This is a genomic window from Psychrobacter sp. PL15 (genome assembly GCF_035984995.1).
Lineage (GTDB): Bacteria > Pseudomonadota > Gammaproteobacteria > Pseudomonadales > Moraxellaceae > Psychrobacter.
Genome location: NZ_JAXCIB010000001.1, coordinates 334,682 through 348,523, shown reverse-complemented (window position 1 = coordinate 348,523; position 13,842 = coordinate 334,682). Strand labels below are relative to the sequence as shown.

Here is a 13,842-nt window from a genome sequence, read left to right as displayed (position 1 = left end):
AACCTAATGGTTTACTTATTAGCGTTGAAAATCAGAAATTAAAATAGCCGTTTAACTCTTTAAATTAAGGTACATCGCTCATGAAAAAATTAATCAAACTACTCACCATGTTAGGCGCATTTGCGGCGGTTGCGGCGCTGGTCTATGTGGCTGGCGAGACCGCTTTATCGGGTTCTCCGCTCATGGCATTAGTGCCTGTTACTATTATTCTTACTCTGACTATCCTGTATATCCGCCTAAGCGACAAGCGTGAGTAGTTTTTTTTAGCGCAAATAGGCTGTTCTTTAATGCTCATGGAGAACTTTTGCACAGCCATTCGGGAGGAATATCAGCAGCAGGCTTACAACCAAGCAGTGAACCATATTTTTAGTCTCGTTAATACAGACAAATACTGATACTCTAGGTAATCTTGTCTGTAGTTTGAGGTATTTTAATATAATGAATAAGACTGAAGGCATCGACCTCCTTACACTCGTCAACACCAAAGGCGAAATAACCGGCTATGCAGAAAAAATAGAAACGCACTTGCGTGGTGAACTTCATCTTGCTTTTTCCTTGATGATCATACGTTCTCGGGGTGCAGATACCGAGTATCTCTTACAACAGCGAGCATTACATAAGTACCACAGCGGCGGCTTATGGGCCAACACCTGTTGTTCTCATCCGCAGCCAAACGAAGGCATTAAGGATGCAGCGCAAAGACGTGTCGCTGAAGAATTGGGTATTACTAGTGCATTGAATCTTTCTACGATTGGTCAGATTCAATATAAGTACCCGCTAGATAACCAGATGATTGAACATGAATTAGACAATATTGTAATCGCTAATGTGGATGACATCGAATGGCAGCAAAATCCTGATGAAGTGATGGATGTTAAATGGTGGAAAGAGCGTGACCTAGTTAAACTCCTTCACTGCGAACCAACTGCGTTTGTGGCTTGGTTTCCAATGGTTTTTGACTTCATAAAGAAAAATCAGCTAAGCCTGTCATCAGCGCTGTGAACGATGCCACAGAGTAATCAGTAACATATGCGACATGGTCAGTCCAAAAAGACCGATGAATACCCATCTTAGTAAAGTAACGTTGAGCTCACTCGTACCAACTAATTTGAATAAGACTATCGCTAGTATTAGCGTGAGCAGGACGAAAGGTAAGCTAATGATGATCGCTTTACGCACGCTTATGTTCAGATTTTCGCTCGCATCATGCAAGTGTTTGGGCGAATGCAACAAGCAAAAGTAAAGCGCAAAATGCAGTAAAGGGCTCAAAATCAAGCTGCTTACTACCAAGGCTATCCATTCGGCATAAGTCCATTTGCCAATAGTCTGTTTATCTTGCTTTTTGTCTCGCCGTTTATTTTGTGCCGCACTAACGACAAAGTGTAAGAACATCACGATTCCGACACCAAAGACTAACTGCATGCTTTGAATAATCCATTTGGCGCTTTCAGGACTGAGCAGCAACGAGGTGAATAAGGTCAATAATGTTGCTGAATAGAAAATAGCGGGGCCACAAATAATCACAGCCGCCAGTCCTATGCCAGCATAACTAGGCATAGTATTTCGCCAATCAGCAGAAAAATGATAAATAGACACGGCTAGAAACAAGGCAAGACCCAAAGCAGGAAAGGCTATCCAAAAGATAATTGCGAGAGCGGAAACAGCGACATAGGCAGTAATAAAATACAAAGCAGCATTGAGCGAGTCAACCAGTCGTAGTGATTTAGCAACAGCAAAGTCGAGCGCGCCATGAGGTAAGCCCAATACAGTCACAGCCAGCGCTAAAGCAATAATCAGATAGCTTTGTGGTATGTCTGGATTTAGTAAGGTGATTAATATTGCGCACAAAAACACATATAGATAAATTTGGGTATAACGTAATTTTGTCACTACTAGCGCTCACGTTTTTTATTGGATGACGCTGTGCGGGTAAAAAAAGAGCCAAAAGCGGCGCACAAAAACGCCCATTTTGGCATTGCCCAAATCACACTTAAGATATCAAGTAAGGTTGCCTGCTCGGTCATAAAACGCGCGAATCGCTCTGCTTTTACTCGCTCAAACATGCGTTCAAAAATAGTCACACCTGTCTTCATGTCAGTGCGTAGTACTCTCAGCATAATGACATCCATTTTCTGGTATAGGCTATTGATAGGAGCAAGGGCTGCAGCGTTTAGTTTGGTTCGCTGTGTTAATGCACTGGCGCATTTTTTTGCCCATCGCTGGGAGCTGAGAAAGCTATATCCTGTGGCCGTTCGCATGGCACCTCCTGCAATGCCGCCATAAATAAGATCGCTATGAGGCTCGTGCCTATTTTGATTAATTGAATACATTGGTAACACCGCATGTTCGGTTCGCACTACTTTATAATCATGCTGTTTGACTATATTTTTGATTATTTGAGCGAAGCGTTTTTTAAGTGTTTCTTTATCGATAATATCGATACTAAAGCAAGTGAACTCTACCAGTGCATGGTTGACGCTGAAGGGTAATATATAGACAAACTCAATACCTAGCGCTGAGCGGCATAATTGATCCATTAATTTAACGGTGGATGGTTCAAATATCGCTGCGTCGAGCATGATTTCCTCACCATAAAAACACTGCAGTAGTCCTTTGTGATTGCTGTTTAATGCTGGGGGTCGAGTGTCAATAATCTGCTTGGCCATCAAGGTTTCGCTTGAGGTGGTGATGATAAACCCGTCATCCTCGGCTTTAATAGAGGCTATATCACAATTAAAGAGTACATCGATATTTGCCTGCGCACTTGTTCTTTCAACAGCAAGCGCGCTGAGATGCTCTGACCTTACTGAACAATACTGATAAAAAGAATGACCCATCAAATAGTGGCCTTGCTGTGTCATTAGACTCCAAGTTGACCATTTATGAGAAACAATGCTTTCAATATAACTTGGCACAGCATCACTATGCCAAAAGCTCCAAATGCGGTCGTTCTGAGGGCCGCTTCGCCGTTCTAACACTTTAACCGTGCCGGTATAGTTGTGTTCATCAAGAGCCAATAACAAGGATAAGCCAGCTGCACCAGCACCAATGATTACCACATCAATAGCAGCTTGCTTAGCCTTTATGGTGTTCACAAAGTTTTTTCCTTTGCCTGGATATTTTCATGCAAATAATTATGGCTAGCGGACTGTGACTCTATGAGATGGGTATGCAGTTCGCTGCGATGCTTAACTGCTTTTTCGGCAAATTTGTTGATGCGTAAGTGCCATAGCGCTTGTACGGCCAATATTATTTTGTGCAAGGGCGATATGTACACTCTTCCTTGCCAGTATTCACAATCTTGTTTTAGCAATTTTCGGCCTATTTGTCTGTATACATAGGCTGCCACCGCAATGGCTCGTTTGTTGCCATTAGGTAGGTAATAAAGTCCTGCTAATCCGCTTTGATAATACTCTTCAGCGAGGCTCAGTAATTTTACTATGGCATGCTGTATTTTTTGACGATCGTCAAGCCGTGCAAAAGCAATTTGCTCAGCTGATAACGCATTTATCCATTCTCCTGGAATATAACGACGCCCCATATTAGCGTCTTCCATAACGTCTCTGGCGATATTCGTTAACTGCATACCAATACCCAAGTCAACAGCAAACTGATAGCCTTCTTCTTTAGCACCCAAAATAGGTGCCATCATTAAGCCGACGACACCGGCAACTTTGTACGCATAGTTTACGATTTCTTGTTCTGTTTCCAAGGCTTGTTGATACAAGTCTTCACTCACGCCTTGAATGAGCGTAATGCCATTGTTTCTGTCAATATTATATTCTTCGCATAGCTGCAAAAAATCGCCAATCAGAGGATGTTCGGTTTTATTTTGGAGAATGGCATGGTGTAACTCTTCAAGTTGCTTCTTGGCTTGGTCTTTATCGGGGCTCTCATCTGCAATGTCATCTACTATTCGACAAAAACCATATAAGCGTGCCGCTGCCATGCCTGTATCCGTTCCTAGAAACAGGCGTGCAAAGTTGAACGATTTACCATGTTTTTTTAATAACGCGGTTGGATCGTCTTGCATAAGCTATTGACTCGCTGGAGCAATGAGCCGGTCTACTACTTTTGCCGATGATAAAACACCGGGCAATCCTGCGCCTGGATGTGTACCTGCGCCGCACAAAAATAAATTTTCTGGACCTTCTGCCTTATTGTGAAAGCGAAACCAAGCAGATTGCTGAAATGATGGTGCAATAGAAAATCCACTGCCTTCTACACTGCTGAAGTCCTGTTCAAAATCTGTAGGCGTTTTCGCGAAACGATGCACGATATGGGCGGATAAATCCGGCATAATAGTGCGTTCAAGTGCCTCGATTATTTTATCGCCATACTCTTGCTCTTTCGCTGCCCAATCAATACCCGACAGATTATTAGGGACTGGTGCTAACACGTAAAAGGAGTCACACCCTTCGGGCGCCATACTTGGGTCGGTTGCTGTTGGTCGATGTAGGTATAAAGAAAAGTCATCTGCTAGTATTTTTTTATCGAATATGTCACTCAACAACGCTTCGTATCGCTTGCCCAACCATATAGTGTGATGCACTACATCTGAGTACTTTTTGGTGGTGCCAAAATGCAGCACATACAAACCCATTGATGACTTAGCATGTTTGGTTTTTAGTTTGGCCCCCATTTTTTGGTTTTCTTTGGGTACAAGATGTCGATATAAGAATTTTGGATCGATATTTGAGACTAGTTTATCGCATAAAAAAGAACCATCGTTAGTGTGTACTTGCGTGATACGATTGGCCTCTATGGTTAAACTGCTGACGCTAGTATGAAGCTTTATTTCAATACCTTCTTCCCGCATCAATTTTTCAAGGCCGTCGACCATCGCACCGGTCCCACCCATGGCAAAATGAACGCCCCATTTGCGTTCTACAAAATGTATTAAGCTATAGATACTGGTTGTTGCAAATGGATTTCCGCCGACTAGTAAAGGCTGAATAGAAAATGCTTGTCGTAATTTATCATTTTTTAAATAGGCACACGTCATTTGCCAAACGGTACGATGACACTTAAGCCTGATTAGTGCCGGGACTTGGGCCAACATGGTCGATATTTTATGAAATGGCTTGTCTGACAGCTTAGTAAAGCCAACATCAAAAATGGCTTCTGACTGCGCCAATAAGGCCATATATCCGACTTTATCATCTGGCTCGATTTCGTCAATATTGGCTAGGGTGTCTTCAATGGTGCCGCCATAATCGAAATGACTCTGGTCTGGGAAGACAAAACGATACCAAGGTTCAACAGGAACAAGATTGATATAATCTTCCATTTTTTTGTCGAACAGTGAAAAGAGTTCCTCGAATAAGAAAGGTACCGTCACGACGGTTGGCCCTGCGTCAAAAACAAATCCGTCTATTTTATGTTGTTGTGCACGCCCACCTAGACGTCCTCGTTGATCTATAATAGCCACGTCGTAGCCTTTTGCGCGCAGTCGAAGCGCCGATGCTATGCCACCAAATCCGCCCCCAATAACAACAGCCTTATTCATAAACACTTACCCTCGTTTTTGCCAATAAGGCCTGCGAAGCTTTAATGATTGATGCCGCACAATTAGCTGGAAGTAATGCTAGGTCTTTTTCACACTGTCTTAATAAGTATTGCGCACGGTTTTGCGCAGTATCGATGGCCTCGTCAATACCACAGCTCAATGCTAACAAATTGATAAGGTTGAGGTGGTTTTGCTGCAAGTCTTGCTGCCAATCGCCAAGGTCATCCACTATTTGATAGGCGACCGCGAATTTTTGCAATGCGTTATGAGCCGTTTCTACGTGCTCTCCCATATCTGCCATAAGCAGAGGTAAAGAAAGGGTGAGTTGAATTAAAGGGCCTGACTTCATAGCCGCAATTTTTTCATATTCTTTTTCACTCACATTATCTGTGGCGTCAAGGTCTTGTGATTGCCCTTTGATGGTGGTGCTGACCGCTTGATGTGTTTGCCCCAATAGTGCTGCTAGAGCTGGATGTGAACCAATGTCAGCGAGCGCTCCGTATGCAGCGGATATCATGACATCGCCGGCGCAAATAGCATGCGATTTGCCATATTTTTTCCACACTGCCTGCCTGCCTCGTCGCACGGCTTCTGAGTCTTGAATGTCATCATGTATTAGTGATGCGTTATGCAGTAATTCGATAGTACAAGCTAACGCAATTATCGATTTTATCGGCAATTGCAGCGCAACGCCTGCTTCTAAACAGAACTTTGCACGGGATCTATTGCCACCGCTATTTAGGTGAAATAGGGCGGGTTGGTTATCCTTTAATCTGAAATTCATGTTTTCTTCACACTGTTTCAGAATGAGAAATGCTTTTGGTAATACGACCGCTTTAGTTTGTATCATAGGTATCACCCTAATATGAGAGTGAGTTTGTGACCCCAAATTGAAGTCACAAACTCGCTAGTACAGTGAATAGTATACGCTTATTACTAAACGTGCTTCTCTGCTACACCCTGACTTTCACTAGTTGCTGCGTACCATATTAGCAAACCAAACGCGACTTTGTTGACCAAATCTGCAAAGTTATACACGATGTTTAGTGCATCTTGATCTGCAGTACCTGTCATATAACCAAGTACGAAACCGATTGGATAAATTGCCCAACCAACGGTTACAATCCAGCGCATTGCTTTATAAGCATATTTGACTGCTGGGCTGGCTTCGCGCTCTGCAGCTTTTCCTGCTTCTCCGAAGAAGATCTCGTACAGGATATAGAACCAACCTAGCATTCCGATAATAAACCCTACGGTGATATTTAGGAAGCCTGCTTCCGCCATATAACCAGGAATAAGCATTACTAAAGTACCAATTAACAAACGCCAGAAAATTCCAGCCTTTGCTACGCCAATAGCACGTAAGATCAAATAAAACTCGATCATTAGTAATGGTACCGTTAATAACCAATCTATATATCTATATACGGTAGGTGTGGATTGAGTCGCTATCCACACATCGCGCATATAGAAATAATGAACGGCCGCAATAAAGGTCACCAACCCTGATACTACCAGGGATGTTTTCCATTTTGCAGTAACACTTTGAGTTTCCCAAAGGAAAAACACAGTAGCTGCCATTAATGCCATAGAAATCAACCAAAATGAGATACCGACGAAATCGTCAGCAGCTAAATTGGCTGCGGCATTTGCAAAGCTTGGAAGCAGTGATAAAAATAATACGGTGAATATCATTTTTAAGTTAACACTGACCTGACTCAACGAGAAGCTTTTTGTTTCATTATGTGCATTTTTTGTAGTCATAATTTTTTCTCCGTTTGTCCTTCAAAGAAATTTTTGTTCATACAATCATATTAAGGGGTTATGTATCTGGTGTTGTCCCCAACCGCTTCTGTTTACGCTTATGTTCGTAAATAATAATGCTAACAAAAAATTCACAAATTTAGTTGGAAAAGTTCAGTGATACTACATGCTGCAAACCAATAAACTTGTGCCTTACCAGGTAAGCCCATATGTCATAAACATATCTTGCAAACAGTGAACTCAATACAAAAGCTTCTTATTGCTAAGTACAAAGTTGTTAAGTACAAAGCTCACTTAAGTTTTAATTTTTGTCTAAGCTAGCTTACCACTTTGTAACAGATTATTGTAAATAATAATCGTACTTTTTATTACGATACCTTTTGGAATAAAAAGGCTGTTAATTTCAGATCGGAGGAGGCCCGATCACGGCGATTTAAGCTCAAATTAATCTAAGAATGTAAGCAAATGGTTAACTTAAAATATGGTGCTGATGTTCATAATAAAGACTTAAAGGTGACGTCCTTAATCAGGATTGATACGAGTGTAATGGACTAGGAAGGTTGCCGTCTCGTTTATATACTTGTGCACTAAAATTATTTTTATTTGCTATCAAAGCACTCAATTGGGTCAGATACTTGCAACAAAATAGGGTGTGATTGAGCAAAATTAACAACCGCATTTTTAGAGATACGAATGAGGTTAACCTCATTCATGGTCCACACATCATGGGTCTGGGGATTATCATCTATAATTAATATTTCACCAAACCAGTCACTACTAGACAAAATGCAGTACTATAGCGTCGTCACCGACAGCTTAAGTCATTTGGCCCTTTTGATATGTTTTGAGTACAATTATGTCTGCCAATAGTGTTTACATATTAGGCGGTAAGTGAGTAAATCAGGGGTCAGTGTTTAGATAGTGATTGATATCCATAAGTGTCGTATTTTTGGTAGACTTGGTTTTATGAAGCTACTTAGAATGGTATATTGACAGTATCTAAATCACAATAACTAAAACAGTTAGGGACAACGTAATGCAGACTGATTCAGTACCGATTTTACAACATAATGTAACAGAACAAGAGTGGCAAATGAGAGTAAATCTTGCTGCTTGCTATAGACTGATCGCCTCATATGGTTGGGATGATTTAGTATTCACTCATATCTCTGCACGAGTGCCAGATACTGAGGATGAATTTTTGATTAATCCTTATGGCTTATTGTTTGAAGAAATTACCGCTTCTAACTTAGTTAAAGTGAATCAAGCGGGTGAAAAGGTGTCGCCATCAGAATATGACGTTAATCCGGCGGGATTTACCATTCATAGTGCTGTACACGAGGCACGTAGCAATGCTCATTGTGTGCTCCATCTTCATACTAGTGACGGCGTCGCTGTGTCTACTCAGAAGCAAGGCTTACTGCCTATATCCCAGCAATCGCTATTTCCGTTATCTAACTTGGCCTATCACGACTACGAAGGGATCGCATTAAACCCTGAAGAAAAGGTGCGTCTAGTCGCTGATTTGGGTAGTGCCAACTTTATGATTTTACGCAATCATGGCTTACTCACCTGTGCTAGCAGCGTTGCGGATGCATTTTTATACATGTATATCATGCAAAAAGCATGCGAGATTCAAATCAAAGCGCAAAGTAGTGGCAATGAATTGACACTCATACCAGCACACATATTAGCGGGTATCCAAGCGGCATCAGATGAGGTGACCAAGGGCGCAAATGGTGATATTGCTTGGCCTGCCCTGCTAAGAAAATTGCGCCGAACTGATCCCTCATTTGAGAAATAATCCAATGGGGGTACGCCAGTTATGAAAATCTTGAGTGAATGGCAACAGCAGGGGCGATTTGAGTCCATTAACGGTCAGCAAATTTTTACTCGTCAGGCGGGGGATAAAAATGCGCCAGCATTATTGTTAATTCATGGGTTTCCTAGTGCCAGTTGGGACTGGGAAGGCATGTGGGATGAGCTCACGCAACATTATTACGTGATTACCCTCGATATGTTGGGGTTTGGCTTGTCAGACAAACCTCAGAACGCGCGCTACTTAATCAGTCAACAAGCAGATATCTGTCAGAATTTTTTGCATAAACTTGGCATCAGTGACTATCATATTTTAGCCCACGATTATGGTGACACAGTTGCTCAAGAGTTATTGGCAAGGCAAGTGGATGGTAGTGGTGACATGCACATTGTCAGTGTCTGTTTTTTAAATGGTGGCTTATTTCCTGAAACCCACAAACCCGTACTAGCACAAAAATTGTTACTGTCGCCGCTAGGGCCTCTGATATCTAAACTTATCAATAAGCAGAAGTTTGCGACTAACTTACAACGAATATTTGGGCCTGCGACACCACCAACCCCGGAGGTTATCGACGTTCTATGGCAACTGCTAACTCACAATAGTGGTTTAGCAGTGATGCACAAGTTGATTAACTACATTCCCCAACGTAAGCAGCACCGTGAACGCTGGGTGGGTGCGATTATCAATAGCACGGTACCCGTTAAACTGATTGCCGGTGCCAAAGATCCCATCTCGGGCCAGCATATGATCGATAATTATCGTAAATTAATTCCTAATGCCAATATTACCGTAATGCCAGAGTTAGGCCATTACCCGCAAATAGAAGATGCCGCCACTATGACAGCTGCTTATCTGCAGTTTAGGAATAGTATTGGCTAAACGACGCCATAACATTATTGTCTAAAATCAGTTAACCACTACCAGTAAACTCATTGCTAGCCCAAAGCCAAGTTGCTGTAATAACAGGTCTAAGAAATCGAATATGATTTGCCGGGCAGGATCAATATTTAAGTGGTGACAGACTCTATAAATCGATACCAAAAGTAATGGCTATATCGGGTAAAATAGCGTCTATGACAGACTCTAGCAAACCGACGCCGCGTAAGATTATCCACCTCGATATGGACGCCTTTTATGCCAGTGTAGAACAGCGCGATTTCCCTGAACTCCGTGGCAAGCCTTTAGTAGTTGGTGGCGACCCTAAAGGACGCGGTGTGGTCGCTGCGGCCAGTTATGAAGTGCGCCAATTCGGTGTGCGTTCGGCAATGTCGTGCTACGAAGCCCGCAAACGTTGTCCAGATGTGATATTTGTACCACCACGTTTTGAGGTATATCGTTCAGTCAGCGTCCATATTCGAGAGATTATGCAGAGCTTGACCCCAAAGGTTGAACCCTTATCTTTAGATGAGGCTTATCTGGATGTTACTGGACTACAAGTGCATCAAGGCTCAGCAACCCTAATGGCCAATTGGCTACGGGCGCAAATATTAGAGCAAACAGGACTGACCGCGTCTGCAGGTGTCTCATTCAATAAAATGCTGGCCAAAATTGCTTCTGATCTTAATAAGCCTAATGGGACAGCGATTATCACCCCAGAGGCTGCCGATGCCTTTATTAGCACACTGCCTATTGAGCGCTTTCATGGTATTGGCAAAGCAACGGCCAAACGTTTGCATGCTTTGAATATTCGTACTGGTGCTGACCTACGACGGACGCCGGCAGCAGTATTGGTATACGAGTTTGGCAAGCGCGGACAGTTTTATCATGATATTGCTCATGGTCGCGATGAGCGTCCCGTTAAATCTGAGCGTCAACATAAATCTGTCGGCTCTGAGACTACTTTTAGGGATAATTTAGATAGTGATCATGAGCTACGAGCGCAAATTTACGAACAAAATTCTGACGCCTTTGGCCAAATGTACAATAAGCAGCTGATTGCCTATACCATCACTCTCAAGATTAAGTATGCTGATTTTACCCAGATTACACGTTCACACACCGTATCTACGGCTTTTGTCAGCGTCGAATCCGCACATTACTGGTTAGACAAGTTATTTTTAGACATTCCGCGTACCTTGTCTATTAGGTTAGTCGGTGTAACCTATTCTTCATTAACGCCTGCCACGCAAGTTCTACCGCAGTTAAGATTATTTGAATGATATTATTTGTTAATCTAATTTCTCCAAAAACTCTTATTTATTGAAAAACTATCATTCAAGTGGTCATCCGACTATTCTGTCTATGTTATTTTTTACTTAGGCTATTTATCTTATTGACTGTTAGTGTCATGACTCACGAATGCCACGGAATTTATCACGCTATAGCCCCATTTCTGCTAAACTAACGCCAAAATATCCATCTATTTAAAGACTCATTATGACCCACTCTCACACTGTAATTACTGAAAATAATGCCAATACCAATGACTCCCTTGTAGAGTATTTGAGTGTGGCGGATTATGATTATGAGCTACCTAATAATCTGATTGCTCGCTATCCGCTAGCGCAGCGTTCAGCCTCAAAGTTGCTATACGTGCCCACTAGCGTTCAGACAACATCTACCAGTCAGCCAGAAGATCACCTATTTACTGAGCTGCCCGACTTACTGCATGCGGGCGATTTGATTGTGTTTAATGATACCAAAGTCATGAAAGCACGACTGTTCGGCAATAAAGACACGGGTGGCAAGATTGAAGTATTGATTGAGCGTTTAATAGATAGTACTGATTCCCATTCAAAGCCTATTAGCGGCGAGTCAGATACTAATAACGAGCCACTACCTAAGAGGCAACATGTCGCGCTATGCCATATAAAAGCCAGTAAAGCCCCTAAACTTGGTCAACGTTTGGTACTTGCTGACGGTCATATGCATTGTGAGATGATTGGACGCCAAGATAACTTATTTATTCTAGCCTTTGATGCGCCTATTCTGCCTAATCTCGAATGTTATGGTGAACTACCCATCCCGCCCTACTTTGAGCGCCATGCAGACGCCACTGACAATACCCGTTATCAAACTGTTTTTCATGACCCTGCTAAGCTTGCCAGCGTCGCAGCGCCCACGGCCAGCTTACATTTTGATGAGACAGTATTAAATATGCTAGCCGCAAAAGGTATCAATACCGCTTTTGTTACCTTGCACGTCGGTGCTGGTACTTTTGCACCGGTAAAAACCGAAAACCTGCTTAATCATACTATGCATAGTGAATATGCACATCTACCACAAGCCACCGCGGATCTAATCAATCAAACGCATGCTAATGGCAGACAAGTTATAGCCATTGGTACTACCGTGACGCGCGTTCTTGAAACGGCTTATCAAAAAACAGCCGTGAAAGGTCAAGCACTTTCTAGTTGGTCTGGAGATACTGATATCTTCATTTACCCCGGGTTTAAGTTTGGGGTTATTGATCGCTTATTAACCAATTTTCATCTCCCTAAGTCCACCTTGTTAATGCTAGTATCCGCATTTTCAGGTAAAGAATCCATCGAAAATGCTTATCAACATGCCATTGATACCCAGTATCGATTTTTTAGTTACGGCGACGCCATGTTACTCGACAAAGTTGAAAGTTAAGCCCAGCTTGGGCATAGTGGTCACGGCTACTATGAAATAAATGGGTAAACTAAACAGTATTTTGTCATAACAACTTAAATAACTTATATTGTGCTGGGCTTTAATAACCTAAATCTTAACAGTTAATTGCTTCAAACCAATCAGTATAAAGGGCGGCGCATGTCTTGGGAGTTACCTCATCGCTTGACCACCGTTCATCGTGCGGTGTCAATAACACTACTCTGTTCAGTGAGCTCGGTGGTAATATCAATTGCTGCACAAGCGGCAACTATCGGTAAGACAAGAGTGATGTCCGCTCAGTATGAGCCTTTAGCGGCTAATATTATAATTAATAATATTGAGGCATCTTATTTTTCAGCCAGCCTGGCAAATACTGTTGTTTACCAGCAGATGGGCCTAACGCCTACCGACTCAATCACAGTGCGCTTTCAGCTTACCTCGTCCAATACGGGGCTGTTACTTATCAGTACGACTCAACCGATATCTGAGCCATTTGTTGATATAGTTTTGACTATTAATGATGGCGGTCAACGCAAAGTTATTCCTAAAACATTGCTCATGCCTCTTAATGACAACCTGTCGATTCAAACAGATAATACCCTCATCACAGGTGCACAAAGGCCAAGTTTGGCCGTAAGTTCAGTCAATAGTGCTAAACCGCTGACCATTAGACCAGGTGCACCACCTTTATTGATATCGCCTAAATGGTCAATGCCCAATGTCCAGACATCATCTCAAGCTCAAACGTTAATCTTGTCGACAGCAGTAATGCCGACGCTACCAATAAATAACCTGACTAATGCTCCTAATACCACTACTATTGATCTCAGCACTCCTAGTATTTACTTGAATAACAGTACGCCAGTGGCGGGTATAACAGATAAATAGCTCGACATCTTAAACATACAAGTGACACGGCAAATAAAGCCTGCTGCTTTTATTGATCAAGACCCCGGTCAGCTCAGAGCCAATGCTCAGCTAAACTTACCCAGTTATAGTGTGATTTCATCACAACAAGGGTCTAAACACAGAGATATTGGCAACTCTCAAGTCGCCACAGCAACGCACTACTAGTCAAGCTAAGTGTTTATCAAAGACTGACGGTGCTCTTAATAACTATATTGGTAGTAATCACACTAATAATGGCTATACTAAAAAACGGCCATTACAAAAG

At 42.3% G+C, this 13,842-nt stretch carries 14 protein-coding genes; 7 read left to right on the top strand and 7 right to left on the bottom strand.

Translation table 11 applies throughout. From position 1 onward, the window contains the following. Window positions 1-80: 80 nt before the first annotated feature. Complete coding sequence (locus tag RCH20_RS01380; RefSeq protein ID WP_209956868.1) at window positions 81-257, top strand: hypothetical protein; 177 nt, start codon at window positions 81-83, stop codon at window positions 255-257. A 181-nt stretch (window positions 258-438) separates the two neighbouring features. Beyond that, window positions 439-1,002 carry an isopentenyl-diphosphate Delta-isomerase gene (idi, locus tag RCH20_RS01375; protein WP_327192317.1) on the top strand — a complete coding sequence of 188 codons (564 nt, stop codon included), beginning with the start codon at window positions 439-441 and terminating at the stop codon, window positions 1,000-1,002. On the opposite strand, the gene RCH20_RS01370 is transcribed toward idi, so the two are convergent. The 7 genes from RCH20_RS01370 to RCH20_RS01340 all read right to left on the bottom strand — a co-directional run bounded on the left by RCH20_RS01370 (window position 991) and on the right by RCH20_RS01340 (window position 8,058). Further along, window positions 991-1,890, bottom strand: a complete 900-nt coding sequence (locus RCH20_RS01370; RefSeq protein WP_209956866.1) for a Brp/Blh family beta-carotene 15,15'-dioxygenase — start codon at window positions 1,888-1,890, stop codon at window positions 991-993. The two genes, idi and RCH20_RS01370, sit on opposite strands and share 12 nt — an antisense overlap. Window positions 1,891-1,892: 2 nt before the next feature. Continuing rightward, complete coding sequence (locus tag RCH20_RS01365) at window positions 1,893-3,095, bottom strand: lycopene cyclase family protein (RefSeq protein ID WP_327192316.1); 1,203 nt, start codon at window positions 3,093-3,095, stop codon at window positions 1,893-1,895. Continuing rightward, window positions 3,092-4,033, bottom strand: coding sequence for a phytoene/squalene synthase family protein (locus RCH20_RS01360; RefSeq protein ID WP_327192315.1), 942 nt, complete (start codon window positions 4,031-4,033; stop codon window positions 3,092-3,094). The genes RCH20_RS01365 and RCH20_RS01360 overlap by 4 nt, the downstream gene beginning before the upstream one ends. 3 nt (window positions 4,034-4,036) lie before the next feature. Next, window positions 4,037-5,509 (bottom strand): phytoene desaturase family protein, encoded by a 1,473-nt coding sequence (crtI, locus tag RCH20_RS01355; protein WP_327192314.1) that lies wholly within the window; start codon window positions 5,507-5,509, stop codon window positions 4,037-4,039. Next, a complete protein-coding gene (locus RCH20_RS01350) occupies window positions 5,502-6,293 on the bottom strand; it encodes a polyprenyl synthetase family protein (RefSeq protein WP_327192313.1) in 792 nt (263 codons plus the stop codon). The genes crtI and RCH20_RS01350 overlap by 8 nt, the downstream gene beginning before the upstream one ends. A 152-nt stretch (window positions 6,294-6,445) precedes the next feature. Continuing rightward, window positions 6,446-7,273 carry a bacteriorhodopsin-like gene (locus tag RCH20_RS01345; protein ID WP_209956861.1) on the bottom strand — a complete coding sequence of 276 codons (828 nt, stop codon included), beginning with the start codon at window positions 7,271-7,273 and terminating at the stop codon, window positions 6,446-6,448. Between the two features lie 599 nt (window positions 7,274-7,872). After that, a complete protein-coding gene (locus RCH20_RS01340; protein WP_209956860.1) occupies window positions 7,873-8,058 on the bottom strand; it encodes a hypothetical protein in 186 nt (61 codons plus the stop codon). Between the two features lie 251 nt (window positions 8,059-8,309). Between RCH20_RS01340 and RCH20_RS01335 the strand changes: the two genes are divergently transcribed. From RCH20_RS01335 to RCH20_RS01315, 5 genes are all read left to right on the top strand, one after another. Then, window positions 8,310-9,077, top strand: a complete 768-nt coding sequence (locus tag RCH20_RS01335; protein ID WP_327192312.1) for a class II aldolase/adducin family protein — start codon at window positions 8,310-8,312, stop codon at window positions 9,075-9,077. Between the two features lie 21 nt (window positions 9,078-9,098). Beyond that, complete coding sequence (locus tag RCH20_RS01330) at window positions 9,099-9,971, top strand: alpha/beta fold hydrolase (RefSeq protein ID WP_327192311.1); 873 nt, start codon at window positions 9,099-9,101, stop codon at window positions 9,969-9,971. Window positions 9,972-10,165: 194 nt separating this feature from the next. After that, window positions 10,166-11,251, top strand: a complete 1,086-nt coding sequence (dinB, locus tag RCH20_RS01325; protein WP_327192310.1) for a DNA polymerase IV — start codon at window positions 10,166-10,168, stop codon at window positions 11,249-11,251. Between the two features lie 217 nt (window positions 11,252-11,468). After that, the gene (queA, locus tag RCH20_RS01320; RefSeq protein ID WP_327192309.1) at window positions 11,469-12,668 is read left to right on the top strand and encodes a tRNA preQ1(34) S-adenosylmethionine ribosyltransferase-isomerase QueA; all 1,200 of its coding nucleotides are present in this window, start codon (window positions 11,469-11,471) and stop codon (window positions 12,666-12,668) included. 159 nt (window positions 12,669-12,827) lie between these two features. Then, the gene (locus tag RCH20_RS01315; protein WP_327192308.1) at window positions 12,828-13,556 is read left to right on the top strand and encodes a type IV pilus assembly protein FimV; all 729 of its coding nucleotides are present in this window, start codon (window positions 12,828-12,830) and stop codon (window positions 13,554-13,556) included. Window positions 13,557-13,842: the final 286 nt, after the last annotated feature.

What these genes read in the sequence shown, in the direction of transcription:
- RCH20_RS01380 (WP_209956868.1), top strand. Translation starts at nt 81, where the DNA reads ATGAAAAAATTAATCAAACTACTCACCATGTTAGGCGCATTTGCGGCG.
- idi (WP_327192317.1), top strand. Translation starts at nt 439, where the DNA reads ATGAATAAGACTGAAGGCATCGACCTCCTTACACTCGTCAACACCAAA.
- RCH20_RS01360 (WP_327192315.1), bottom strand. Translation starts at nt 4,033, where the DNA reads ATGCAAGACGATCCAACCGCGTTATTAAAAAAACATGGTAAATCGTTC.
- crtI (WP_327192314.1), bottom strand. Translation starts at nt 5,509, where the DNA reads ATGAATAAGGCTGTTGTTATTGGGGGCGGATTTGGTGGCATAGCATCG.
- RCH20_RS01350 (WP_327192313.1), bottom strand. Translation starts at nt 6,293, where the DNA reads ATGAATTTCAGATTAAAGGATAACCAACCCGCCCTATTTCACCTAAAT.
- RCH20_RS01345 (WP_209956861.1), bottom strand. Translation starts at nt 7,273, where the DNA reads ATGACTACAAAAAATGCACATAATGAAACAAAAAGCTTCTCGTTGAGT.
- RCH20_RS01335 (WP_327192312.1), top strand. Translation starts at nt 8,310, where the DNA reads ATGCAGACTGATTCAGTACCGATTTTACAACATAATGTAACAGAACAA.
- RCH20_RS01330 (WP_327192311.1), top strand. Translation starts at nt 9,099, where the DNA reads ATGAAAATCTTGAGTGAATGGCAACAGCAGGGGCGATTTGAGTCCATT.
- dinB (WP_327192310.1), top strand. Translation starts at nt 10,166, where the DNA reads ATGACAGACTCTAGCAAACCGACGCCGCGTAAGATTATCCACCTCGAT.
- queA (WP_327192309.1), top strand. Translation starts at nt 11,469, where the DNA reads ATGACCCACTCTCACACTGTAATTACTGAAAATAATGCCAATACCAAT.
- RCH20_RS01315 (WP_327192308.1), top strand. Translation starts at nt 12,828, where the DNA reads ATGTCTTGGGAGTTACCTCATCGCTTGACCACCGTTCATCGTGCGGTG.